Annotated in this window: 25 protein-coding genes, 2 tRNA genes and 3 pseudogenes; 16 read left to right on the top strand and 14 right to left on the bottom strand. The window is 63.7% G+C overall.

What is annotated here, in order from left to right; all coding sequences use genetic code 11:
- The first annotated feature begins 166 nt into the window (after positions 1-166).
- The gene (locus Q0964_RS12685; protein ID WP_299268126.1) at positions 167-379 is read left to right on the top strand and encodes a hypothetical protein; all 213 of its coding nucleotides are present in this window, start codon (positions 167-169) and stop codon (positions 377-379) included.
- Between the two features lie 78 nt (positions 380-457).
- Complete coding sequence (locus Q0964_RS12680; RefSeq protein WP_299268123.1) at positions 458-1,456, top strand: glutathione S-transferase family protein; 999 nt, start codon at positions 458-460, stop codon at positions 1,454-1,456.
- Between the two features lie 156 nt (positions 1,457-1,612).
- Here Q0964_RS12680 and Q0964_RS12675 read toward each other — a convergent pair whose 3' ends face one another.
- Positions 1,613-1,741, bottom strand: a complete 129-nt coding sequence (locus Q0964_RS12675) for a hypothetical protein (protein ID WP_299268120.1) — start codon at positions 1,739-1,741, stop codon at positions 1,613-1,615.
- A 645-nt stretch (positions 1,742-2,386) separates the two neighbouring features.
- On the opposite strand from Q0964_RS12675, the gene Q0964_RS12670 reads away from it, so the two are divergent.
- The 3 genes from Q0964_RS12670 to Q0964_RS12660 all read left to right on the top strand — a co-directional run bounded on the left by Q0964_RS12670 (position 2,387) and on the right by Q0964_RS12660 (position 4,292).
- Complete coding sequence (locus Q0964_RS12670; RefSeq protein ID WP_299268118.1) at positions 2,387-2,758, top strand: type IV pilin N-terminal domain-containing protein; 372 nt, start codon at positions 2,387-2,389, stop codon at positions 2,756-2,758.
- 411 nt (positions 2,759-3,169) lie between these two features.
- A complete protein-coding gene (locus Q0964_RS12665; RefSeq protein ID WP_299268111.1) occupies positions 3,170-4,021 on the top strand; it encodes an aldo/keto reductase in 852 nt (283 codons plus the stop codon).
- A 94-nt stretch (positions 4,022-4,115) separates the two neighbouring features.
- Entirely contained in the window at positions 4,116-4,292 is a 177-nt protein-coding gene (locus Q0964_RS12660) for a hypothetical protein (RefSeq protein ID WP_299268108.1), read from the top strand.
- 1 nt (position 4,293) lies between these two features.
- On the opposite strand, the gene Q0964_RS12655 is transcribed toward Q0964_RS12660, so the two are convergent.
- Positions 4,294-4,638 carry a cupin domain-containing protein gene (locus tag Q0964_RS12655; RefSeq protein WP_299268103.1) on the bottom strand — a complete coding sequence of 115 codons (345 nt, stop codon included), beginning with the start codon at positions 4,636-4,638 and terminating at the stop codon, positions 4,294-4,296.
- A 125-nt stretch (positions 4,639-4,763) separates the two neighbouring features.
- Here Q0964_RS12655 and Q0964_RS12650 point away from each other — a divergent pair, with 125 nt between their 5' ends.
- A complete protein-coding gene (locus Q0964_RS12650) occupies positions 4,764-5,516 on the top strand; it encodes a DUF429 domain-containing protein (RefSeq protein WP_299268100.1) in 753 nt (250 codons plus the stop codon).
- Positions 5,517-5,570: 54 nt separating this feature from the next.
- Here Q0964_RS12650 and Q0964_RS12645 read toward each other — a convergent pair whose 3' ends face one another.
- Complete coding sequence (locus Q0964_RS12645; RefSeq protein WP_092694539.1) at positions 5,571-5,765, bottom strand: cold-shock protein; 195 nt, start codon at positions 5,763-5,765, stop codon at positions 5,571-5,573.
- Positions 5,766-5,887: 122 nt separating this feature from the next.
- Positions 5,888-6,133, bottom strand: coding sequence for a hypothetical protein (locus Q0964_RS12640; RefSeq protein WP_299268093.1), 246 nt, complete (start codon positions 6,131-6,133; stop codon positions 5,888-5,890).
- Positions 6,134-6,235: 102 nt separating this feature from the next.
- Here Q0964_RS12640 and Q0964_RS12635 point away from each other — a divergent pair, with 102 nt between their 5' ends.
- Positions 6,236-6,511, top strand: coding sequence for a DUF8152 family protein (locus Q0964_RS12635; RefSeq protein WP_299268091.1), 276 nt, complete (start codon positions 6,236-6,238; stop codon positions 6,509-6,511).
- 132 nt (positions 6,512-6,643) lie between these two features.
- Here Q0964_RS12635 and Q0964_RS12630 read toward each other — a convergent pair whose 3' ends face one another.
- Together Q0964_RS12630 and Q0964_RS12625 are read right to left on the bottom strand one after the other, a co-directional pair.
- Positions 6,644-6,808 carry a hypothetical protein gene (locus Q0964_RS12630; protein ID WP_299268089.1) on the bottom strand — a complete coding sequence of 55 codons (165 nt, stop codon included), beginning with the start codon at positions 6,806-6,808 and terminating at the stop codon, positions 6,644-6,646.
- Positions 6,809-7,831: 1,023 nt separating this feature from the next.
- On the bottom strand, positions 7,832-8,002 hold the full coding sequence (locus Q0964_RS12625) for a hypothetical protein (RefSeq protein ID WP_299268087.1): 171 nt from the start codon (positions 8,000-8,002) through the stop codon (positions 7,832-7,834).
- Between the two features lie 565 nt (positions 8,003-8,567).
- On the opposite strand from Q0964_RS12625, the gene Q0964_RS12620 reads away from it, so the two are divergent.
- Positions 8,568-9,368 (top strand): SWIM zinc finger family protein, encoded by an 801-nt coding sequence (locus Q0964_RS12620; protein ID WP_299268084.1) that lies wholly within the window; start codon positions 8,568-8,570, stop codon positions 9,366-9,368.
- A 125-nt stretch (positions 9,369-9,493) separates the two neighbouring features.
- On the opposite strand, the pseudogene Q0964_RS18360 reads toward Q0964_RS12620, so the two are convergent.
- A pseudogene (locus Q0964_RS18360) lies at positions 9,494-9,706 on the bottom strand (ATP-binding protein); the annotation flags it as partial.
- A gap of 204 nt (positions 9,707-9,910) precedes the next feature.
- Here Q0964_RS18360 and Q0964_RS12615 point away from each other — a divergent pair.
- Complete coding sequence (locus Q0964_RS12615) at positions 9,911-10,453, top strand: winged helix-turn-helix domain-containing protein (protein ID WP_299268081.1); 543 nt, start codon at positions 9,911-9,913, stop codon at positions 10,451-10,453.
- Positions 10,450-10,926: a hypothetical protein gene (locus Q0964_RS12610; RefSeq protein WP_299268078.1), complete on the top strand. Its 477-nt coding sequence runs from the start codon at positions 10,450-10,452 to the stop codon at positions 10,924-10,926. Before Q0964_RS12615 ends, Q0964_RS12610 begins: the two co-directional genes overlap by 4 nt.
- Positions 10,927-11,031: 105 nt before the next feature.
- Here the strand turns inward: Q0964_RS12610 and Q0964_RS12605 are convergent.
- Together Q0964_RS12605 and Q0964_RS12600 are read right to left on the bottom strand one after the other, a co-directional pair.
- Positions 11,032-11,105, bottom strand: a tRNA-Phe gene (locus Q0964_RS12605).
- 352 nt (positions 11,106-11,457) lie between these two features.
- A tRNA-Val gene (locus Q0964_RS12600) sits at positions 11,458-11,531 on the bottom strand.
- A gap of 84 nt (positions 11,532-11,615) precedes the next feature.
- Here Q0964_RS12600 and Q0964_RS12595 point away from each other — a divergent pair.
- The 5 genes from Q0964_RS12595 to Q0964_RS12575 all read left to right on the top strand — a co-directional run bounded on the left by Q0964_RS12595 (position 11,616) and on the right by Q0964_RS12575 (position 15,957).
- The gene (locus Q0964_RS12595) at positions 11,616-12,119 is read left to right on the top strand and encodes a DUF192 domain-containing protein (protein WP_299268077.1); all 504 of its coding nucleotides are present in this window, start codon (positions 11,616-11,618) and stop codon (positions 12,117-12,119) included.
- Between the two features lie 48 nt (positions 12,120-12,167).
- Positions 12,168-12,824: a DUF192 domain-containing protein gene (locus Q0964_RS12590; RefSeq protein WP_299268072.1), complete on the top strand. Its 657-nt coding sequence runs from the start codon at positions 12,168-12,170 to the stop codon at positions 12,822-12,824.
- A gap of 60 nt (positions 12,825-12,884) precedes the next feature.
- The gene (locus Q0964_RS12585; RefSeq protein ID WP_299268068.1) at positions 12,885-14,828 is read left to right on the top strand and encodes an ABC transporter ATP-binding protein; all 1,944 of its coding nucleotides are present in this window, start codon (positions 12,885-12,887) and stop codon (positions 14,826-14,828) included.
- 137 nt (positions 14,829-14,965) lie between these two features.
- Positions 14,966-15,121 (top strand): hypothetical protein, encoded by a 156-nt coding sequence (locus Q0964_RS12580; protein WP_299268065.1) that lies wholly within the window; start codon positions 14,966-14,968, stop codon positions 15,119-15,121.
- An 86-nt stretch (positions 15,122-15,207) separates the two neighbouring features.
- Complete coding sequence (locus Q0964_RS12575) at positions 15,208-15,957, top strand: creatininase family protein (RefSeq protein ID WP_299268062.1); 750 nt, start codon at positions 15,208-15,210, stop codon at positions 15,955-15,957.
- On the opposite strand, the gene Q0964_RS12570 is transcribed toward Q0964_RS12575, so the two are convergent.
- From Q0964_RS12570 to Q0964_RS12555, 4 genes are all read right to left on the bottom strand, one after another.
- Positions 15,954-16,409 carry a DUF5790 family protein gene (locus tag Q0964_RS12570; RefSeq protein ID WP_299268059.1) on the bottom strand — a complete coding sequence of 152 codons (456 nt, stop codon included), beginning with the start codon at positions 16,407-16,409 and terminating at the stop codon, positions 15,954-15,956. The two genes, Q0964_RS12575 and Q0964_RS12570, sit on opposite strands and share 4 nt — an antisense overlap.
- A gap of 103 nt (positions 16,410-16,512) precedes the next feature.
- Positions 16,513-17,502 carry a DUF7544 domain-containing protein gene (locus tag Q0964_RS12565; RefSeq protein ID WP_299268056.1) on the bottom strand — a complete coding sequence of 330 codons (990 nt, stop codon included), beginning with the start codon at positions 17,500-17,502 and terminating at the stop codon, positions 16,513-16,515.
- Between the two features lie 56 nt (positions 17,503-17,558).
- Entirely contained in the window at positions 17,559-19,661 is a 2,103-nt protein-coding gene (locus Q0964_RS12560) for a histidine kinase N-terminal 7TM domain-containing protein (RefSeq protein ID WP_299268053.1), read from the bottom strand.
- An 84-nt stretch (positions 19,662-19,745) separates the two neighbouring features.
- Positions 19,746-20,093, bottom strand: a complete 348-nt coding sequence (locus Q0964_RS12555; RefSeq protein WP_299268050.1) for a dihydroneopterin aldolase family protein — start codon at positions 20,091-20,093, stop codon at positions 19,746-19,748.
- A gap of 208 nt (positions 20,094-20,301) precedes the next feature.
- Between Q0964_RS12555 and Q0964_RS12550 the strand changes: the two are divergent.
- Positions 20,302-20,816, top strand: a pseudogene (locus tag Q0964_RS12550) (nuclease/transposase family protein); the annotation flags it as partial.
- Positions 20,817-21,222: 406 nt separating this feature from the next.
- Here the strand turns inward: Q0964_RS12550 and Q0964_RS12545 are convergent.
- Positions 21,223-21,857 (bottom strand): annotated as a pseudogene (locus tag Q0964_RS12545) (IS6 family transposase).
- Between the last annotated feature and the right edge of the window lie 16 nt (positions 21,858-21,873).

The raw sequence follows: 21,873 nt of genomic DNA, 5'->3' as shown, positions 1-21,873 counted from the left end.
ATAAAAACCCGTCGAACTGGAGCAGGGCAGGGCGCAGTCGGACCGTGCCGGCCCCGTGCGGACGAATCGCCGCCGTCCGGGAGCTACGAACAACGGCAGGGAGACGGGTCCCGGGTTTCTGTTCGATTGAACAGTTGAAGAAGGTATGTTCTGACGGAACCAGTTGATGACACCGATACGAGACCTGGCGTTCGACGCCGTCGCACAGCACTCGCAAAAAATCGTGCTCGCGGCCCTGCTGACCGTCCTCCTGACGGTGGGAGCCGCGGATGAAGCCGTCGCGCACAGTCCGGCGGGCAACCCAGTGTCGGGTTGTGAGAACGGGGCCGACGTGGTCGCCGAAAGGAATCACAACTGTCACGACTCGACACTGTCTTGACCACGTGGACCGGCCAACGGTGTCCGGTTACATCAACTACACTACCCCGTTTTTACGTCCGGCGACCCAATGGGGTGTATGAACAAACTCGTCGACGGCGAGTGGCGCACCGACGCATACGAAACGACCAACGAGGACGGCGAGTTCGAGCGCCAGACCACGGACTTCCGGAGCCGAATCGAAGACGACCCCGACGCACAGTTCCCCGCGGAAGCCGGGCGGTACCACCTCTACGTCTCCTACGCCTGCCCGTGGGCGCACCGGACGCTGCTGGTCCGCGCGCTGAAGGGGCTTGAAGACGCAATCACGGTCGACGTGGTTGACCCCTATCGCGGCGAGGGCGGCTGGCAGTTCACGCCCGAGAAGGAGGGGTGTACGGCCGACACGGTCAGCGGCTTCGACTACCTCCGGGAGGCCTACGTCGAAGCCGATCCCGAGGCGACCTGTCGGGTGACGGTACCCGTACTGTGGGACAAGAAGGAGGAGACCATCGTCAACAACGAGTCCGCGGAGATAATCCGGATGCTCGACACGGAGATGAATCGAGTCGCAGAGCGCGACGTGGACCTCTACCCCGAGGGGTACCAGGACGAGGTCGACCAGATCATCGACGACATTTACCAGCCGATCAACAACGGTGTCTACCGGGCAGGCTTCGCACAGAGCCAGTCGGCCTACGACGAGGCCGTCGAGGACTTGTTCACGGCGCTGGACCACTGGGATTCGGTTCTGGCCGACCAGCGCTATCTCGCGGGTGACCGGCTGACGGAGGCGGACATCTGCATGTTCACTACCCTCGTTCGGTTCGACCAGGTGTACCACACCCACTTCATGTGTAACCGTCAGCACATCCACGAGTACGACAACCTCTGGCCGTACCTGCGGGACCTCTACCAGACGCCGAGCGTCGCGAAGACGGTAGAGATGAGCCATATCAAAGAACACTACTACACGACCCATCCGGACGTGACCCCGTCGGGGATCGTCGCGGTCGGGCCCGACCTTGACTTCGAGGCCGACCACGACCGCGACGAGATGGTTGGCAGCCCACCGGAGGACCTGCTACCCCTGGCCTGACTCGGCCGAAAACGGAGCGGCTACGCGGTCGAGTACCCGGCGAACCGCGTCTTCGAGGGCAGCGTCGTCCCCGTGTTCGGCCCGGATATCGGCGACGTGCTGGTGAGCGTTGAGCAGGCACTGCTCGGTGTCTGTGGCGGTGACGAGGGGAGCCGTTCACGTCGCGGATGCGCTCGATAGCGGGCGTGAGAAGTCGGTCCCCCGGCCGCCGGCGTCGACGAAGAGGCAGTCGCTCGCGCCCCTCGTCGCGCCGTCGGTGACGGTCCAGCGGTCAACGAGCGACACGAGTGTCGGGTTCGACGGCAAGCGAATGAGTGGGGTTGGGGCGTCCAGGTACGGCGCGGGTGTCGCGTGCTCCCGATGGGCCAGGTGGTCCTGCAGGGTCGTGACGCGCCGGAACTCCGCGGCGGTGTGGCCCCCGGGTCGTCGCGTCGTCGGTGGCTGCGGCCGGCCAGTCGGGCCGGACTCGACCGCCCGCCGCCTCGGCGACAGCGGCTGATAATTCGTCCAGTTCCTCCGGCCGTTCGGGCATCGTCACCGTGTGTCGTGCTCGAGAAGGAGACAGCCACCGAGTTGGGTGCCTGTGCTGGCGGTCGCCAGTTCGCGTCAAAAACGTTTTATACAGGTCGACTGCGGGGCTCAGAACCTGTTCGTCGTGGTCGTCGCCGGCGATGTCGCGCCGCTCCGACAGCACCGGAACGACCGGCACACCCGTGTTCGCTGCGTCGGTGTAGCGCCGTGTCATAACTGTCCTCGGCGACCGATAGGCGGTCCCCACACTCTACTGTCGCCGTATTTCATACCGATTGTGCATGTTGAGTAAACGTCTTTTTTTTCGGAACTCGGGGAGGTGGCCGAGCGGGCCGCAGGTAGCGTTATTCTTCGAAGCGGAACGATGTATTAAGTTACAGAGACCGAACGGAAGGCGGTATGAGCCGGGATCGAGGTCGGGGGGCGGGGTTCTGGCGCGATACAGTCGGTGTCAGTGAGGTCGTTGGCATCGCGTTGTTGATTGGGGTCACAGCGCTACTCCTCGGGGGTGTCGGAGTGTCCCTGTTCCAGTACGATGGCGAACTGCAGGAGCCAGGGCCGTCGTTCTCGGCGTCGACAACGCACAACGACAGTGCCGTTGGCGACGGCCGGACGCTCCGGATCACGCACGAGAGCGGCGACCCCGTGCCGACCGGCGAGGTCAGTCTGCGGATACAGGACGCGACGACAGAGAGCGTGACACCGGTGGCGTACAGCGGGAGTACGCTCGAAGGACAGGTCGGCGAGGCACTCACGTCCTCGGAACGCTAGTGCTCGACAGGACGGCGTTCACGACGAGTGCCGGGAGTCCGGTAGCCGGTCGTCAGTAGCTCGACCTCGGCGGGGCAGCCGTCCGAATCGTGTGGACGAGCGAGGACGGCGAACAATCGGAGATCCTCTACGAATGGACTGGCCCGGGCCGGGCGGGTGGGTAGCTTCCGGAAGCCGTTTTGGCCGGCGGACCCGAAACGGCGGTCATGGGAGAGGAGCTCCACTGTGACACCTGTGAACGCGACGTGGGCCGCGAGGCGGCCGCCCGGACAAGACGATAGGCGACCTCGACCCGACGAAGTGGCGGTCGCTGTGCTGCCCGAACTGGGGCTGCCGTCTCAAGACTGTCCTCGTCGGCGGCGAGGACTGAGCCGAGCGAACACCTTTGACGGTCGCGTTCCCAGCGTTGCCATGGTCGAAAACCGGAGCGACACGTTCGACATCGGCGGTAAGCTGACGGTCCACCGGCTGGGTTTCGGCGCGATGCGACTCTGTGGTCCTGACATCGTCGGCCCACCTCCGGACGAGGACGCCGCACACGACGTCCTCCAGCGGGCAGCCGACATCGGCGTCGATTTCGTCGATACGGCGGACTCGTACGGCCCGGGTGTGAACGAGCGGCTCATTCGTGAATCCGGTGTCACGGACGAGACGGTCGTCGCCACCAAGGCTGGCCTGCTCCGCAACCGAGAGGGCGAGTGGCTCGCCCACGGCGACCCGGAGTACATTCGCAACCAGGTTCTCGTGAGCCGCGACCGGTTAGGCGTCGACGAGATCGACCTGTACCAGTTCCACCGGCCCGACCCGGACACGCCCTTCGAGGAGTCGGTCGAGGCGTTCGCCGGGCTGAAAGACGAGGGCCTCGTCGCCCACGTCGGCCTGAGCAACGTCACCGTCGAGCAGTTGGAGACCGCCCGCGACCTCGTCGACGTGGCGACCGTCCAGAACCGCTACAACCCCGGCGACCGCGAGGCCGACCGTGGCTCGGACCGCGTCCTCGAAGCCTGCGAGGAGTACGGTATCGGCTTCATTCCCTGGTTCCCGCTGGGCGCCGGCGACCTCGGGGAGAAAGCCGACGTGATCGAGAGAATCGCCGGCAACCACGACGCCACTTCGGAGCAGGTCACACTCGCCTGGCATCTCCAGCACTCGCCGGTAACACTGCCGATTCCCGGCACATCCAGCGTCGATCACCTCGAAGCGAACGTCGCCGCCACGGCGCTCGAACTCACCGACGAGGAGGTCACTCGCCTGAGCGAGTGAGGCGGACCGTCACGCCGGGATGGCGTACGCCGTCCGTCCGACTGGCGGCCGACACGGCAGTAACGCTAACGTAGCGGGAGCGTCGAAGCCGGGTATGCCAGTGGATGCCTGGCAGTCAATCGACGTCATCCGGAATCGGGAAGGCGAACCACACGTCGTCCAGCAGAAAGTCGAGGTCCACGGGGGTGAGGCTGGCGAACCGACGGGCTACACGAAGCCGACCGTCCAGCATCGGCTGGTGCCGCTGACCCAGTTGACCGCGTCCGACTGAGTTACTCCCGGTCGGTCCAGAACTCGAAGGAACGGCCGGGCGTGAAGACATCCAGTCCCACGGCGGTTTCCTCGCCGGTGTTCTCGACCCGGTGTGACTCCCGGGGGTCGAGCCGCACGGAGTCGTGCTGTGCGAGCGTCGCCGCGTCGTCCTCGGTGTGGACGGTGAGTTCCCCGGCCAAGACGAGACAGACCTGTCCGTTCTCGTGGTCGTGCATCGGAGAAGAGTGGCCCGGCGGCTTCTCGAACCATTCCAGACTGGCGTCGTCGCCGCCTGCGAGGGCGACCCGTCGCCAGCCCTCGTCCGGTTCGTACGCCTCGGCCGTGTCGAAGTCCACACGTTCCATGTGCGACGGGTCGGCGCCATGGGCCGAGTAGTCTTCGGTTCCTGATAGCGGGCGACAGAGAACCGAAGTGATGCGTGTCAGACGTTGCCCCGCAATTTTTGTCCACGCAGCCCTGAGTTCGGCCGATGAGCGACGAGCCCCTGTACGTCGGTGTCATCTACAGCGATGGTGAGTGGCTAGCGGCCGCGTTCACCGCCGACGGGTTCGACCACGCCGACGTACTCCCCAGAGTCGGGAACGTCTGGGTCAACTACGAGGCAGTCGCGGAGTCGATTCTCGTGGACGTGCCCGTCGGTCTCCTCGAAGGCGCCGAGGTGCCGCGACCACAGGAGCAGGCGGCCCGTGCAGTGCTGGGCCCCCGTGCCGACGCGGTCACCGACCCGCCAGTCAGGGAAGCTGCGCGAAAGCGCCGGTACCCGGCGGCCGCCCACGTCACCAAGCGCAAGACCGGCCACGACCTCTCGCGAACGGCGTTCGAGCGGAGTGACGCCATCGTCGCCCTCGACGATCTCCTGCAGGAGGTGTCAGAGGCCCAGCCCGTGATCGCCGAGGCACACCCGGAGGTCTGCTTTCGAGCGTTCGCTGGGACGACGCTGTCCGAGGACCCTGCAGCGGCCGCGGGCTACGCCGAGCGGATGCGTGCGCTCGCGACCTTCGACCGGGACGCGCCGCCGGTCGTCCAGAGCGCAGCCGAGGCCACCGCCGGCCACGCCGTCGCCGTCGCGGACGTGCTCAACGCCGTCGCACTCGGCTACACCGCACAGCCGGGACCAGGCTCGGTCCGGACGCTCCCCGCCGACCCGCCGACCGATCCCACCGGGCTCCGGATGGGACTGGCTTACCGCTCGGACGCACCGCTGACGGCCGAAGACATCTGAAAACCCGGTGCAGCCGCTACGATGGTTATAAATGAAAGAACGCAACTCGACCGATTACAGGCGGGTGACGTTGGTCGCCCGCGGACCCTTCTCGGCCTGTTCGATGTCGAATTCGACTTCCTGTCCCTCTTCGAGGTCCGGGCCGCCGACGTCTTCCATGTGGAAGAACACGTCCTCGTCCGCATCCTCTGTGTCGATGAAACCGTAACCGCCTGTGTCGTTGAAGAAGTCAACCGTACCGTTTGCCATTGCCTTCGTCAGAAGACGCGGGGGACATATAATCCTTGCGAGAGAGCCGATTACAGCGTCCCTCGAAGGGGTTCATCGTTGGCGGAAAAAGCGGGCAGTCGAGCGCACGTTCCCGTTCGATCTCAGAGGTCGGCCGTAACGCGGAGTTCGGAGTCGGTGACGGTCTCGACGGCCTCCGCCGGCAGTTCGATATCGTCTTCATCGGCGTCGCCGAAGCCCAGCCCCTGAATCCAGGCCTCGCCGATGTTCGGGTTCGGCTCGACGTACGCGACCTGTGCGTCCGGGTCGACTTCGGTCACGATTCCGATCTGTTCGCCCTCGACGTCCATGAGGAACTTCCCCTCGTCTTCGGTTGACAGGACGGTCATCTTCGTCCGGTGGGTGCGGGGTGGGTCGCAAATAGCTACTGGTTCCGGCGACCAGTGACGAGTTCGGCGAAGCCCTACAGCACAGGAGTTCGAGGCACGGGTATGCCCGACGACCTCGACACGAGCGACCGCAGCGGGATGGCACGGGTGAACCTCGCCGCCGCCCTCCACACCCACCTCGCGACGACAGAGGAGTTACCCATCGACCCGACAGCGAACCGCTGGCTCGGCGAGGCACAGGCCACAGCCGCCGACGTGGCCGACGGGTCCGCCCCCGAACCGTTGTCACGAGGCGTGCCCAGCAGGTCGTGCGTCTGCTGGAGAGCGCTGGCAACCTCGACAACGACGAGGCTGTTCGCCGCGTGGACGTCGCGCTAACCGTCGCCCGAGAGCCGGTCGGGCGGGGCGGCAACGGCTGAAGCGACCCACCCGACCCGCGGGGACGGCGAAATCCGAGAACACACCACGCGTGACGGACAGCGCGATACCCGACACGGCCCCGACGGGTGTTCACCCGTCCTCGGCAGTGGGTTCGGCCCCTGTGACGTCCGGCATCCGCGCTCGCACGAAGTCGACGGCGTCGTCGATCCGATCGGCGTTGGCGACGTTCGCGATACGGACGGTCGTCGGACCGACTTCGACGACGACAATATCGTGCGAGCGCGGACACCGCATTGATGTCGGCGAAGTCGATCTCGACCCGTATCTCCGAGCGCACGGTCAGGCTGTCCTCGTATATCTCGACCGAGTCCACGTCGCTGGTGACGGGACGGTCCGAGGTCGCCGCCGGAACAGCCCCGTCGATCGAAGACCCCGACGCCGTCTCGAAGCGAGTCGGCGAGTCGGGTTGCGCACTACCTGTGTCCCCGTCCTGTCCGGCACCCGTCTCCACCGCAGTCTTCGGCTCGAATGGACCGTCTGCCCAGCCGTCGACCTCGAGTTCACACGTTGTGGCGTCGAACCGCGCCACGTCGAACGGTCCCTGGAGGACGTACGCTGGCCCCGTTTCCGAAGCGGTGCTCCTGTTTTGGGCGTGTTCGCTTATCTCGCTCGGGAACTGCGGTTGCGGGGGACCGGAGGTCAGGGTCCGTCGACTGGCAGAGCGTGGGGTCCGGTGCCACTGTTTACTGCGCTGTTTCTCGGCTGGACCGTACATCGCGACGTGTGCCCCATCGTCGGTCACCAGTTCGGTCCTCTCGATGGCGACGGCGGTTGCTGTCGTGACGTAGGACGCCGACGAGTCCATAGGCGTTCGCTCGGTACTTTCTTGTGTGTCCCGGTGGGACAGTTCCCGCGTCTCGGAGACGTGCTCGTAGTCGACGGTGTATTCACCGTCACCGATCGATATCGACGTCTCTCCGAGTCGAACCGGGTACTCGCCGGAGGGGTGGGCCCCACCTGCGTTCGTTCGTCGAAGCTGTAGCAGTCGACCGAGAGTTCGGCCGCGATGGCGGCGGGACTCCCATCGTCCACGCGCTCGCCCTCCTCGGCTGTTGCCCGAACTTCACGGGGAGACGCTCCGCTCCCGATTTCGCCGGCGTTCAGGTAGCTTTCGACGCGGTCGACGTCGCGGCCGTTGTATTTTTTCTCGACGTTTGCTTCGAGAGTGGTGCCCGCGTCGGTCACCGACGACCGGTTGAAGCTGTCGAACACGTGTTCGACGATGCCCGGGTCGTCGACCTCGACGGTTATGCTGTGTCACGTGCCGTCCGATCGAACGTCACACCCGGTCACCGAGTCGAGTGGGATCGTGACAGCCGTGTCGCGTTTGCTGCTCTGTGCGAGGACGATACTCCGGTCCGTGAGACAGATGATGACACGCGGCCACCCGCCCGATTTGTCCAGTTCCTCGTCGATGTCCGGTGTCATGAGGGCCGTTCTGGCCCTGTTGGAAAAAAATGAACTGTGGCTGCTCGTCTTCGTCGAGAGAGTCGATCGGTGGCGCGTCGTTCAATCTGATTCCGTCGGTGATGCGTCCAGTCGTGTCGGTTTGTGTCAGTCACTCTCTGGTCACTGTCTCGTCCCGAGCGTGTTCGACGCGTCCGCAACCAGTGGGTCGGAGACGGTCGTGTCGCCTTCTTCACCGGAGAAGAGTCCCATCTGTATCCGAACAGTAGTTCTCGATACTATATCGGTTTACGGTTTCTGCCAGCACGGCGGAACGATGTCGGCGGAACGCTCGTACAGAACCGCCCGGGATAGTGAAGACACGCACAGTCCATCTGGACCCACTCGGTATTTTGTTCTGTCGCTCACGAATTGTTCGCGATAGAGATGCCGCCTCCCAGCATTCGGACGGTTTTATGATTTTCAGTTATTCAGTTTCCGGCTGACCTACACTCATGTTTTACACGAACTGGTCGACCCATACCGACGACCAACTGGCGGCGAGTGAACCAGAAACGGTTCGACTGTGAGTGGCATACTCGTAGACATGAACGTCGACGAGGCGACGATCCGGAAGCGGTGTACCGATGCCGTCTTCGAGCGCGGTGTGAACTACCGTGACAGGGGACGTATCCAGCGCCTCGACCGATTCGACGACCTCGTTACGGCGACAGTCCGGGGGTCGAATCCGTACGACGTGACTGTCGAGTTCGGTGGGCGAGCCCTCGAAACGCGGTGTACCTGTCCGTACGACGGATGCGGCGACTGCAAGCACGTCGTCGCCGTATTGCTGGATGTCGCCGCGAGCCCGCCACGGGACGAAAGTGAGGACATCGAGACAGTCCTCGCGGACGTATCCGCCGAGGAGCTACGCGCGTTCGTCCGCGATGCACTCGCCGAGAACGCGGAGCTGCGCGACCAGTTTCTCGTACGCTTCGGCGACGATCATAGATCGGTCGAGGAGTACCGCGAGGAGATCGGCGATTTGTTCGAGGCACACGCTGATCCGGTCGTGTTCGAAGCCATCGATTTTTTGCGGTTTTTCGAGAGTGCCGAGGAGTACCGCGATCGCGACCGGTATCTCGCGGCCGCCACCGTCTACCGAGCACTCTTCGAGGAGGTCGACGAGCGATACAACCTGGTCGACGGTGCCTACGATCACTACGCACGGGCCATCCAGCGGGCACTTGATGGCTACGTGGCGTGTATCCTCGCGACCGATCCGGCTCCCGAGGCGTTCGACACGTACGCCGGCGTGCTGAAGGCGCGAGCAACGACGGAGCCACGAATCAACAACGAGCAGTTCCGGCGCGCGCTCGACGATCTTGAGGATCGATACAATGCCTGATACCACACGACAGCACACCGCTGCCGAGCACACTGGAGGACACCTCGTTGTCACCCATCGATACCGCCCGGCACGATGTCGCTGGGCGTGAACAGTGACACGTCGTCACGTTCCGCAGCCACCTGTTACAGGTCATCGGAAAATCCGGAGCGGCAGAAACAGCAGTAGTGCTCCTCGCGGTCGCTCCCGTTCGGTTGCGACCACTGAACCTGTGACATACTCCGCTTGAGGTCAGTGAGATTTCCCTCGGTCATCTCGCGGCTGGTGTACCTGCACTCGCCTGCGACGAGTGTCCCGTTACTCGCGAGGCCGACGACACCGAGTTCATGTTGCTTGTTCTGATATGCTTCAGATTATCTAAATCGCGGTTTTACTAGTCTCGATTTTACTATTTTCCAGCAGGTCTCACTACCTGGTCACCATGGCCAATATACAACAATTGACGGGTCCGAATCGACAGGACTCCGAAGCTATCAATGGCAGACCCGCGCAATAATTTGCGGAGGAGTAGAAATATTACGCTCGAACGAGTGCTATCGAGTATGTCGCCCGAAGATCCACCCGGCGAGGCCGACTGGGTCGAGACGTGGAAAGACCACGCGTCGGCGTTCGACCGGGTGAAGTCGGTCACGATGACGCTCTCGGAACCGCGGCCAGCGTCGTGGATTGCAACGGAAGCGGCCGTCTCCCCGAATACGGCCCGGGACCACCTGCGCCGGCTCATCGACCTCGGCGTGGTGACAGCGACTGAGAACGATGGGACCCGCCACTACTATCCGGACCCGCTGTACACGCGACTCCGGGATGTCAGAGAGTTGCTCCAGGAGACGACGAAACGCGAACTGTCGGAGCAGGCCGCCGAATTGAAAGACGACATTGCGGCGTGGGAAGCCGAGTACGACGCTGATTCCCCGGCGGCCTTGCGTGAACGAGCGGCCGACAGTGATGTCTCTGCCGAACGGGCGCACGAACTCGTCGCGGTCGCGAGCGACTGGGAACTGGCTCGCTACCGACTCTCGCTCGTGCAGGACGCCATCGAGAACTACGATACCTGGTCAGCCGATCTGTCATCGATCACAGTATGACGGCGGATTCTGGCCGGGACCGACACCGCATCCTCCGCGAGTTACGCGGCGAGTTGGCGCGACACCCGGCCGTTCGATCTGTCGAGGGGGACCCACCGGATGCATATCGGGAACTACGAGCGACACTCGACCCGTCGTGGTTCGGTCGCTCAGCGGAGACAGCGTCGCTCCGGGTGACGTGGATCCCGAATCCGTCACCTGGGCCCGACGCAACTGATCGTGAGAGCGACACCTGGAAGCGAACACCGATTCGGGCGTACTACACCCTCCATTACAGCGAGTCAGACGGTCTCGACTGTGGATTCCACTGCGAACCGAACCCACACGTCGACGGCTTGCTCCACTATCAGGAACGGGACGACACGAGCGACGAGTCCACCTACCTGCCTGTTTCGTTCGACGGACGGTCGGTGACTGGCCTCCTGTGGGAAATGATGGATGCGCTCGCCGACCGACTCGGCGATGCCAGGTGACGGAACCGAGAAATCAGAGATTCGCGAGCGGTATCCAATATAGAGTCGCTTCCCGGGCACCCGCTGCACACACCGTGCTAGCGGGCATGTGAACTGTGAGTATAATGCCGCCTCCCCGATTTGAACGGGGGACAGCTCGATCTTCAGTCGAGTGCTCTCCCAGTCTGAGCTAAGGCGGCGCGCCGTCGTGCGCATCCCGACAGTTGCAGGTGGTAGAAAAAAGGATTTCGAAAGCCCGGTCGGAAGTCGGAGTCGTGAGCCCGTGTCGGCCGCTGCCCGTCACCACGTGACCAGACAACGAGCATCAGTTCGGGCAAAAGGGGGTTTTGCCGTCCACCGTGCACGCATCGTGGAATGCGGGGCTGGAGAGGGTCCCGGTGGGAGACGGAGAACACTCGACCAGGAACGCCAAACGCCGCGAGCGGGCCGTTGAAGCGCGGGGCGTCCGCCGCACGACGAACGCCGACGCCGGCGTCGGGCCGAACGCGAACGCTTTTTCGGCTGCTCGCGAGTTGCTCGCCGCAAAACGAGTGGGTTCGGGCGGATTCGAACCACCGGTCTCGGCCTTGTAAAGGCCGCGTCATAACCGACTAGACCACGAACCCGCATTCGGGCTAAATTCACGCCGAAGAATAACCCTTACTTTCTGAGTCGACAGTCTTAGGCTACCGACCGTCCACCATCCGATTATGTCGTCTCGGGCCGTCACCGCACTCACGACGGGGTTGCTCCTCGTCATCGCTGTCGCGCTGGTGATCCAGTCCGGCGTCCTCGCGCCCCCGCTGGAGCCGAGTGACTACGAGAACGCCACGCTCACTGTCCGGGACGGGAACGGAACGACACTCGACACTGTCGACGTGCGCATCGCCGACACCGACCGCAAACGCTACGTCGGTCTCAGCGAAACCGCCAGCCTCGGTTCCGGCGAGGGCATGCTGTTCGTCCACGAAAGCGTCGACAGTCGCGCCTACGTCATGCGGAACATGTCTTTTGCGATAGACATCCTCTTTGTCGCGCCCGACGGGACGGTTACGATGGTCGACCACGCCTCGACCGAACCCGGTGAGCGCGGCGACGAACTCACCCAGTACGAGGGGCGCGGACAGTACGTGCTCGAAGTTCCCCGGGGGTACGCGAACGCGACCGGAGTCGACGAGGGCGACGTCGTCATAGTTCCCGACAGTGTGGGCTGAGTTCGCGCCGACCGCACGATTTATTCTAGCCCGCGTCGACGTGCAGTTGTGTCACGACGCGCGACGCTGGCGGCCGTTCTCGCACTCTGCTGTCTCCCCCTGGCGGGGTGTTCGGGGACTCCCGCAGACGGAACACCGACAGCGACGTCAGTAACGGCCGGCCAGTCCGGCCCCGAGGCCGCGGGGACACCCGCCGAAACGACCGCCGGGACGGGGACGCTTACGACCACGGACGAACCTCGAACCACGATGCCCGACACCGGGACCGACGATCGGCGGCGACCACGGGTCGAACTCCGGGACGAGAACACCACCGTGCTGGGGCGAGTCACGGTGACGATTGCCGACACCGTCGGCGAGCGCTACACCGGCCTCAGCGACACCGAGGCGTTGAACGACAGTGAGGGGATGCTGTTCGTCTACCAGTCCTCCGGTACGCGCACCTACGTTATGCGGGATATGGACTTTCCGCTAGACATCCTCTTCGTCGCGGCCAACGGCACAGTCACAACCATCCATCACGCCCCCACCGAACCTGGTGTGGCCGAGACGAACCTCACCCGCTACCCGGGGTCGGGGCAGTACGTGCTTGAGGTGAATCGCGGCTACGCCAACCGGACTGGGTTGTCGGTGGGTGATACAGTGGCAATCCCGGCTCGGGTTGCGGCGTCAGATGCGACGCCGAATCCCGGCGGCGTGAGCTGAGACAGCGGGGCAGCGTCCTCAAACGTGGGGCTTTTGCGGATTCAGCACGTTCAACTAGTGATGGATATCGGTGCGGCCGACACAGACGACGACCCGTTCGAGGAAGCACGCGAGCGGACCGACAACCCGATGCGGCGACTGTTCGCCGAGTATGGCCGGGAGAACGCGGGTGCGTTCAGCGTTGGCTTGGCCGCTAGCATCGCCGCTCGCCTGCTCGATTTGTTACCCCCAGTCCTTCTCGGTCTCGCGATCGACGCTATCATCCGTGGTGAGAGAGCCTACAGCCTGCTCGGCGTTCCGCAGGCGTGGCTGCCGACGACTCAGACGGAGCAGTTGATCCTAACAATCGGTATCATCGGCGTCGCCTTCCTCCTCGGGGCCGGGTTCCACTGGGTGCGAAACTGGGGGTGGAACGCGTTCGCACAGCGCATCCAACACAATATCCGGACCGACACGTACGACAAGATGCAACGGCTGAACATGGACTTTTTCGCCGCCAAGCAGACCGGCGAGATGATGTCCATCCTCTCGAACGATGTCAACAGGCTAGAGAACTTTCTCAACGACGGGATGAACTCCGCGTTCCGGCTCGCAGTCATGGTGTTGGGGATCGCCGGTATCCTCTTTTGGATCAACTGGCAACTCGCACTGGTTGCACTCGTTCCGGTGCCGCTCATCGCATACTTCACCTACCGGTTCATCAAGACGATTCAGCCGAAGTACGCCGACGTTCGGTCCTCCGTCGGGAAGGTCAACTCGCGTCTAGAGAACAATCTCGGCGGGATTCAGGTCATCAAGAGTGCGAACACCGAGTCATACGAGTCCGACCGCGTCGAAGACGCGTCACAGGGCTACTTCGATGCGAACTGGGGGGCGATCAAGACCCGGATCGTCTTCTTCCCGGGCCTGCGGATCATCTCCGGCGTCGGGTTCGTCCTCACGTTCGCCATCGGCGGGTTCTGGGTGGTATCGGTCACGAATACCGGGCAGGCGCCGTGGCTGTTCACCCTGCCGCTCTCGACGGGGGAGTTCGTCACGTTCATTCTCCTGACACAGCGGTTCATTTGGCCGATGGCACAGTTCGGACAGATCATCAACATGTACCAGCGGGCACGGGCCTCCGCCGAGCGTATCTTCGGTCTGATGGACACGCCCGCCCGCATCGCCGAGGAGCCGGACGCGGAGGAACTCGTCCTCGACGAGGGACGCGTCGAGTACGAGAACGTCGGTTTCTCGTACGATAGCGACGACGAGCCGGTTCTCGAGGATATCTCTTTCGAGGTCGATGGCGGCGAGACGTTCGCGCTGGTCGGCCCAACGGGCGCAGGGAAGTCCACCGTACTGAAGTTGCTCATGCGGATGTACGACGTGGGCGAGGGGACGATTCGTGTCGACGGCCAAGACGTCCGGGACGTGACGATTCAGAGTCTTCGCGAGACCGTCGGCTACGTCAGCCAGGAGACGTTCCTGTTCTACGGGACGGTCGCCGAGAACATCAGGTACGGTACCTTCGACGCCAGCAGACAGGAGATAATCGAGGCTGCGAAACGCGCCGAGGCCCACGAGTTCATCACGAATCTCCCGGAAGGGTACGACACCGAAGTCGGCGAGCGTGGTGTGAAGCTCTCGGGCGGCCAGCGCCAGCGTATCGCCATCGCCCGGGCAGTTCTCAAAGACCCCGAGATTCTGGTGCTGGACGAGGCGACCAGCGACGTGGACACCGAGACGGAGATGCTCATCCAGCGTTCGCTGGACCGGCTCGCCGAGGACCGCACGACCTTCGCCATCGCCCACCGACTCTCGACTATCAGGGACGCAGACCGGATCGTCGTCCTCGAAGACGGACAGATCGTCGAGCGCGGAAGTCACGGAGAGTTGTTGGCAGAGAACGGGCTCTACGCCAACCTCTGGGCGGTCCAGGCCGGTGAGATTGAGGAGTTGCCGGAGGATTTCGTCCAGCGGGCGACGAAGCGACGGGCGAAGACGGAGTCCGACGACGACTAATCCGTCCGGACCGGAGCGGGCCAAACCGCGGTCGGCGTCCGGACGACGGCGACGACCGACCACGCCGGCTTATTCGACGAACGCCGTACCGGTGGAGTGCGGCCGCTTTTTATCTCGTCGCGTTCGACCGGTGACTCGTGACCCTACGCGGGTTCGCGTACTCGTTTCGACTCCCCAACTCCGGACGGGCTACAGCGACGGGGCGCGATCAGCAGGAGGGGACTGACCGCGGCCGCGACGGCAACGTCGGGTCACAGGTCGGCGTACGCGCTCTCGTGAGCGCCAGCGAATAGAGACTGTGGCTTATAGTAGTGGTCCCGCTCGGCGGTCCTGTCCCGTGCCGGGGCGCTTACGTGGCCGCCGGCCGAGGAGTCAGGTGATGCACCTCGCCGAGGCCACCTGGACCGATGTCGACGCCGCCGACCCCGACCTGGCCGTCCTCCCGGTCGGCAGTACCGAACAGCACGGCCCCCACGCCCCGCTCGGGACGGACTACATCACCGCCGAGGCCGTCGCCGAGGCCGGCGCGGAGCGGTACGAGGACGATGCCGACGAGTCCGTCGTGGTCGCACCGCCAATCCCGGTCGGCGTCGCCGAGGAACACCGCCAGTTCACCGGAACACTGTGGGTGAGCGAGGACACCTTCCGGGACTACGTCCGCGAGACCGTCGGAAGCCTGCGGTCTCACGGCTGGTCCAAGACCGTGCTCGTCAACGGGCACGGCGGCAACGTCGCCGCGCTCCGAGAGACCGCCGCTCGCGTCACCCGCCACTCCGACGGCTACGCGGCCGCGTTCACCTGGTTCGACGCCGTCGACCCCGAGGAGGTGACGATGGGCCACGGCGGCCCTCTAGAAACAAGCGTACTCCGGCATCTCCACCCCGAACTGGTCAACGAGGACCGACTGGACGAGGCGGCCGAAGGGGGAGCCGACGGCTGGGGCGAGTGGGAGAGCGGAGTGAATCTGGCGCACGACAGCGCGGAGTTCAGCGAGAACGGGACGGTGGGCGACCCTCGTGGAGGGAACACAGACCTGGGGAAACAACTGGTCGAGGAGGCGGCGACGGCACTGTCGGCGCTACTGGAACGAGTGTCGAACCGCGACACGGGGCTGCCCGACCACCGCTAGTCGGCGGCTTCGGCTTCCTCGGCGTCGCTGTCGGCGTCGGCCTCGGACTCGTCTTCGGTTGCCGCGTGAGCGTCGTCCAGCGAACCACGCAGTTCCGGCACGGTGCTGGCGAGGTCGCTCACCTGCTCGTGCGCAGTTTCGATGTCCTCGAACATCTCTTGGAGCGTCTCGATCTCCTCGGCGAGGTCGTCGGCGTCCTCGAAAGCGTCGGCGCGTTCGCCCATCGTGTACCACTTTTTGGCGTCGGTGAGGTGCTCTCGTGCCTCGCCCGGGTCCAGTGCCGACCGCAGGCCGTTCAGTACACCGAGGGTGTTGCCCGCGTCCACGTCCCAAATGGCGTCGCCCTCGGGCAGTGCCCTGCGGGCGTTCGCGAGCGATTCCTCGACGTCCTCGCGCATCTCCGAGGCAGCCTCGTCGAACAGATCGTCGTCGTCGAGAGTCGTCTGACCCATACTACCCACTTCGGCTGGAAAGAGTATAAAAACCCGCCCGGAAGTGAAAGTGTAATCGAGAGAGCGACGTTAGGGGTCGAGCAGGGGTGGAGGACGCAGGTCGTCACTCCCGAACGGCGGTTCGCCGTTCCGAGAGCAGGTCGAGGTCGTCGTCGGTGTCGCCAAGCACCAACAGTGTGTAATGACGCAGAAACGTCTGGAGTGGGACCTGCACGAGGGCAACCACGGCGAGCACGAGGAGGAGGTAAACGGTGACGAGGACGGCGAGGGCGGCGACGACGACAGTAGTGAGCGTCCCGCCGCCGGCGAGAAAGGTAGCGACGCCGACCGCGACGAACGGAATCGCGAGCAGGGTTGCGGCGATAGCGACGGCGGCCGTCGCAGCCAGGCCCACGACGATATTGAGCAGGAAGGCAACGAGGACGTAGGCGGCGTACTGCCAGACGTTCGCGCGTAGCGTCGGCCAGAAGCGCCGCCAGCCGTCGAGAATCGACCGGTCCTGCAGGACGGCGACAGGGACGACGAAGTCGACGGTGAGCCCGTCGATCAGGGCGGCGAGCGGGAACAGGACCGCGAGAAGTGGGAGCGCTAGGAGGGCGGCCGAGAGAATCTGTGCGTCGGTCCAGGCCAACACCGGACCGGTCGGGCCAGCGACGTAGACGACACCGGCGACCAGTCCCGCTGCGAGCAGGAAGACCCCGAGCCGAAAGGCGAACAGTCGGAGACCGGCGCTCAGATGCTGGCGGCCGTACCGTCTCACGTGGACCGCCTCGCGACGGACCGATTCGACGAAGACGAACTCCATCACCGACCCGACCAGTCCAAGGGCTGCGACGAGCACGGCGACGGCGGCGGTGATCAGCGACAGGACGGCCAGTAGGTCGCCCGGGATGAGCCCGGGGAGTTCGGAGACGTCACCGCTGAAGCTCGATGCCGACGTGCCGGCGTTCGTGGGGCCGTTCAGACTGAATCCGACGGCGACAAAGAACGTGACGACGGCGAGACGTAGCCATCGGGACCGGTCGATTGGAAAGAGGAACGCGCTGGTCGCGTCGATCGCGTCACCGACGTTGTCGACTGCGTAGAGGGCCATATCGGCGTTTCAGCCACCAGCTACATCCGTGTTTCGTCGCTTCTCACTGCCGGCAGTCAGCCGGAGTGTGACGGCTCCGACTCGGTGTTTCTGGCGTCACCGGTGGTCGCTGGGTCCGTTGCGGTCTCGATGTCGGTGACCTCGAAGCGTGCACCGCCCAGTTCGTCGCACTGTGTTCCTGTGATGGCCCAGTCGTGTGCATCGACGATGTCGGCGACGATGCTCAGACCGAATCCGGTGCCGCCATCGCTCGTGGTGAATCCGTGCTCAAACACGTCGGCGTCGGCTGGAAGGCCCGGGCCGTCGTCGGCGACGTACAGCTCAGCGACGTCCGGCGGGGTAGCGGTGGCGTCGGCACGCTCGTCGGCCGAGCCGACGGCGACAGTGACGTCGGGACCGCCGTGTTCGATGGCATTGCGAAACAGGTTCTCGAACAGTTCCCGGAGCCGGTCCGGGTCGGCGACGACGGTGTCGGGGAGGGGTTCGAGGCGAATCGTAGCGTCCCCGCTCCCGGTGTGTGCCCAGGCGTCCTGGACGACGGGCACGGGGTCGACGGGCGAGGGGTCGCCGACGACCGCGCCCTGGCGGGCCAGCGTCAGCATGTCGTCGATGAGTCGTTCCATGCGCTCGACCGCGTCGGAGATGGCTCGGAAGTGTTCGCGGTTGCCGGTCTCCTCGGCGAATTCGAGACGTCCGTCGATGACGGTCAACGGGTTGCGCAGGTCGTGAGACACGAGCGTGGCGAAGCGGTCGAGTCGGTCATTCTTTCGTTCGAGGTCCTGCTCGTGGTGTTTGCGTTCGGTGATCTCCCGGGAGTTGACGACGATACCGCCGACGGTCGGGTCGTCGAGCAGGTTCCGGCCCCGGGACTCGATCCAGCGCCAGGTGCCGTCGGCGGCCTCGACACGGTACTCGACGGCCGCCTTCTCGGTCGACCCCCAGTCCGGGAACCGCTGTTGAACGGCCGTCCGGTCGTCGGGGTGGACCAACTCGACGAGCGGCGTACCGATGAGTTCAGTGGTGTCGTAGCCCAGCACCCGCTCGGCCGAGGGGCTCTGGTAGGAGATTCGGCCTTCGGCGTCGGTGACAGTGACGATGTCGGTGGACTGTTCGGTGAGGGTGCGGTACCACTGCTCGATCGACCGACGGCCGGTGATGTCGCGCAGGATGAGGAGGTGCCCCGTAATGCGGGCGTCGCGCAGTGTCGTCAACTCGGCGTCGAAGTAGCGCTTCGAGCCACCGTCGTCGACGACGAGTTCGTCTCTGGTCTCGGTGCCCGAATCGGCGTGGTCCAAAAAGTCCCTACAGGCCGGGAACGCCTCGGAGACGTGCATTCCGAGGGCGTCGCCGGACTCGTCGAGCACGTCCCGAGCGGCGGGATTCAGGTCGACGATCCGGAGTTGGTCGTCGAGTATCATGTACCCGTCTCTGATGTTGTCGAGGACGGTGTCGCGGGCGACGGGGACCAGATCGAGCAACCGGTAGCGAAAGAGCGCGATGCCCCAGACGAAGCCGAGAAAGCCCAGCGTCAGCGGCGTGTAGTCGACAGACGTCAAGCCGAGCACCCAGGCGATGTTCGCCATGAAGGCCGGCACCGCGCCGGCGAGCAGAGCGGTCCCCTGTAGACGGTAGTGCTGGCGCGAGTCCAGCGCCATCCGGAGACAGAGAACGAAACCGGCCACGATCAACGCGTAGTTGTACGTCGTGTTGACCCAGTACCACGGCCCAAAGGAACGAGTGAGGACGGCGATCGAGCCGAATTGTTCGGCGCCGACTTCGGTGTAGATCAGGTGATGGAGCGAGTTCGTCGGTGTGAGGACGACGGCCACGAACAGCGGTTCGGCCGCCAGCAGGGCGACCGTCCGGCGCGTGGCCCACTCGCTGTACCCCGTGTACGTCAGCATGAACACTAGAAAGCCGACCGGAACGAGATTGTGACCGACGTACCCGACGGTCCGCCAGAGCAACATCCACGTGAGGTCGTCCGACGCGAACTGGAGCGCGTGCGCGCTCGCCCAGACGGCGGCCGCCAGCATCAGAAAGGTGAACTCCCGAACACTGCTCTCCTGGCGGCTCTGTCGGGCGACGACAATTAACCCGACCGACAGCGCCGCCGAGAGCAGAAGAAGGGGGACGATGAGTGTCTGGAGCACCGGCATTGCGTAGCTGTCGGCAGAAAAACGGAACAGAGTATCAAAAAGCTACGTACGGTTCGACGGGTCGATATCTGCGACGCTGGCGGCTCAATCCGTCACGTCGACGAGTCGCATCAGCGGATACCCGTCTTCCATCTCCATCCGGGTCCGGACGGCGTGGCCCTCATAGTCGATACGCATCTCTACGTCGAGAAAGCGCCCCGTGAGTTCGGTGTAGTCGGCCGGGCCGTCCGCGAGGGTGCGTTCGAGTTCGTCGGTCAGAATCTCGACCGTCACCGCCTCACAGTGCGGTTGGTTCTCGATGGATGCCTCCATAGCGCGGGCGAGCGAGTCGGCGCTCTCCGGACTCAGCGGCGTGCCCGCGAACTGATGATATAGGGAGCCGAACTTGATACCTGCCTCGAAACAGGCGGCCTGTGCGTCGGTCGGGTCCATACCCAAATCGGGGGCTGGCGTAGGGAAGTGTGTTCCGGGAGGCGACCGGCAGGTTCACAACCGGCGGTTACGGAGGACCAAGGAGAAAGCCCCGCCGTTTATTATGAGGATGAATCCGACAACTCTGAAGCCAGCCACCACTCGATGGCACAGCCGGATATTCCGCGCTTGAATCCATTCTTTCACGTATTGTCTACATAGGTTACGTGTGGCGAAACAGGTCGTCACACGCACCTACACTGCTTCCACACAGAATCAGCAACAGGTGTTTGACGGCCTCGATTCGCTCGGGTTCTCAGCCTCGAAACTCTGGAACGTCGGACGGTGGACAATCAGCCGTGTTTGAGATGAAATCGACTACATCCCCGAACGCGACGAAATCACCGCCTACCTCGAGTCGCACGAGGGTTATGATGACCTGCAGTCTCAGTCGAGTCAGCGAGTTTTGCAAGAACTCGCTGAGGCGTTCAACGGCTGGTAAATAAACGACGCAACGGAGACACACGGGCGAACCCGCCCGGCTACCGCAAACACGGAAACGACCACCCGCGTTCAACGGTCACGTGCAAGGACAAAGGGTTCAAACTCGACACTAAGTATAAGCGAGTCCGACTCAGCAAAGACTCGAACCTGAAAGAATACTGGTCAGAGTTTATTCTCTGCGAGTTCAATAATCTCGTCGCGGGGCGATCCTCGTCTGAGAGTCGCCAGTCGATCCGCTCACGGTCGGTTCCAACTTCATCCAGACGGTCCACAGCGCCGCGGACGAGAAACTCACCGTGACTCGAGTCGCTGTCCTCGGCCACGGAGTGAAAGAACGTGATCGACGCGTCGTTCACTCGCATGACACTCGCAAGCAGCGATACGATCCGTTCGAGATTCGTATCATCGCGCACCGGGACGAGAGCCGTTTCGATACGCTCGACCTCACATAGCGTCAGAATGGCATCACAGCGATACTCCTTAGCGACGCGGTCGATACTCTGCTCCCGGTCGTGTGTGAAGACGAGAATGTCGGTTAAGTCGATACCACTCGCACGAAACGTGTCGGCTGTGTTTTCCAGTGTCGCTGTTGCATCGGATTCGTGATCCTGCCTGAGCTGTGCAGAGGCTACCTGATCGGTAGTGTTCAGATTAGCTGATTCCATGCGAGGGCGGACGATTGGAGCCAGTCGTCGGCTGTGTCTCGCTCGGCGTTGCTGAAACAGTTTGAGAACGAAGAGGTACGTCTTTTTACCCTATGAAAAATACGTTCGACACTGTTCCGATTTCCGTGGCGTTCGTGTCTGAAATCGAGGCCGTGTCGCTGGCAGGCGTCTTTTACCGGTGCTGCGCCATCGACGAGAAACATCGCATCGTCCACGTCGTGTTTCTCGCGGAGTTCGCCAAAGAACGCGTGAGCGAGCGCGTTCGTCCTCACCGGTTCAAGCTTTGTATGGAGTAATTCGTTCGCGTCGGGATCGACCGCAGCGTACAACCAGTAGCGCTCGTCGTCGAGTTGGATCACGGTCTCGTTAATCCAACGTGATCCGGACTGCATCCAGTTTCGGGCTGTAGATCTGCTTTGTGAACCCAATTATGCACGGTGGATCGCGCTCGGTCGACACCGAATATATCAAGAACGAAAATGGTATTCGAAAGCGAGAGTCCGGCGAGATGCAACTGAGTACCGAGCTTCATCAGCAGTCGCGGTGTCGCCTCGCGTTCAACAAACTCTACGTCGATCTGGTCGATACTACCGCCGAGACGTGTGTTTTCGGGCATGGACACGCAGAAAACA

This window comes from Halorientalis sp. (assembly GCF_028275115.1).
GTDB lineage: Archaea > Halobacteriota > Halobacteria > Halobacteriales > Haloarculaceae > Halorientalis.
This window is presented reverse-complemented; position numbering and strand designations above follow the sequence as displayed.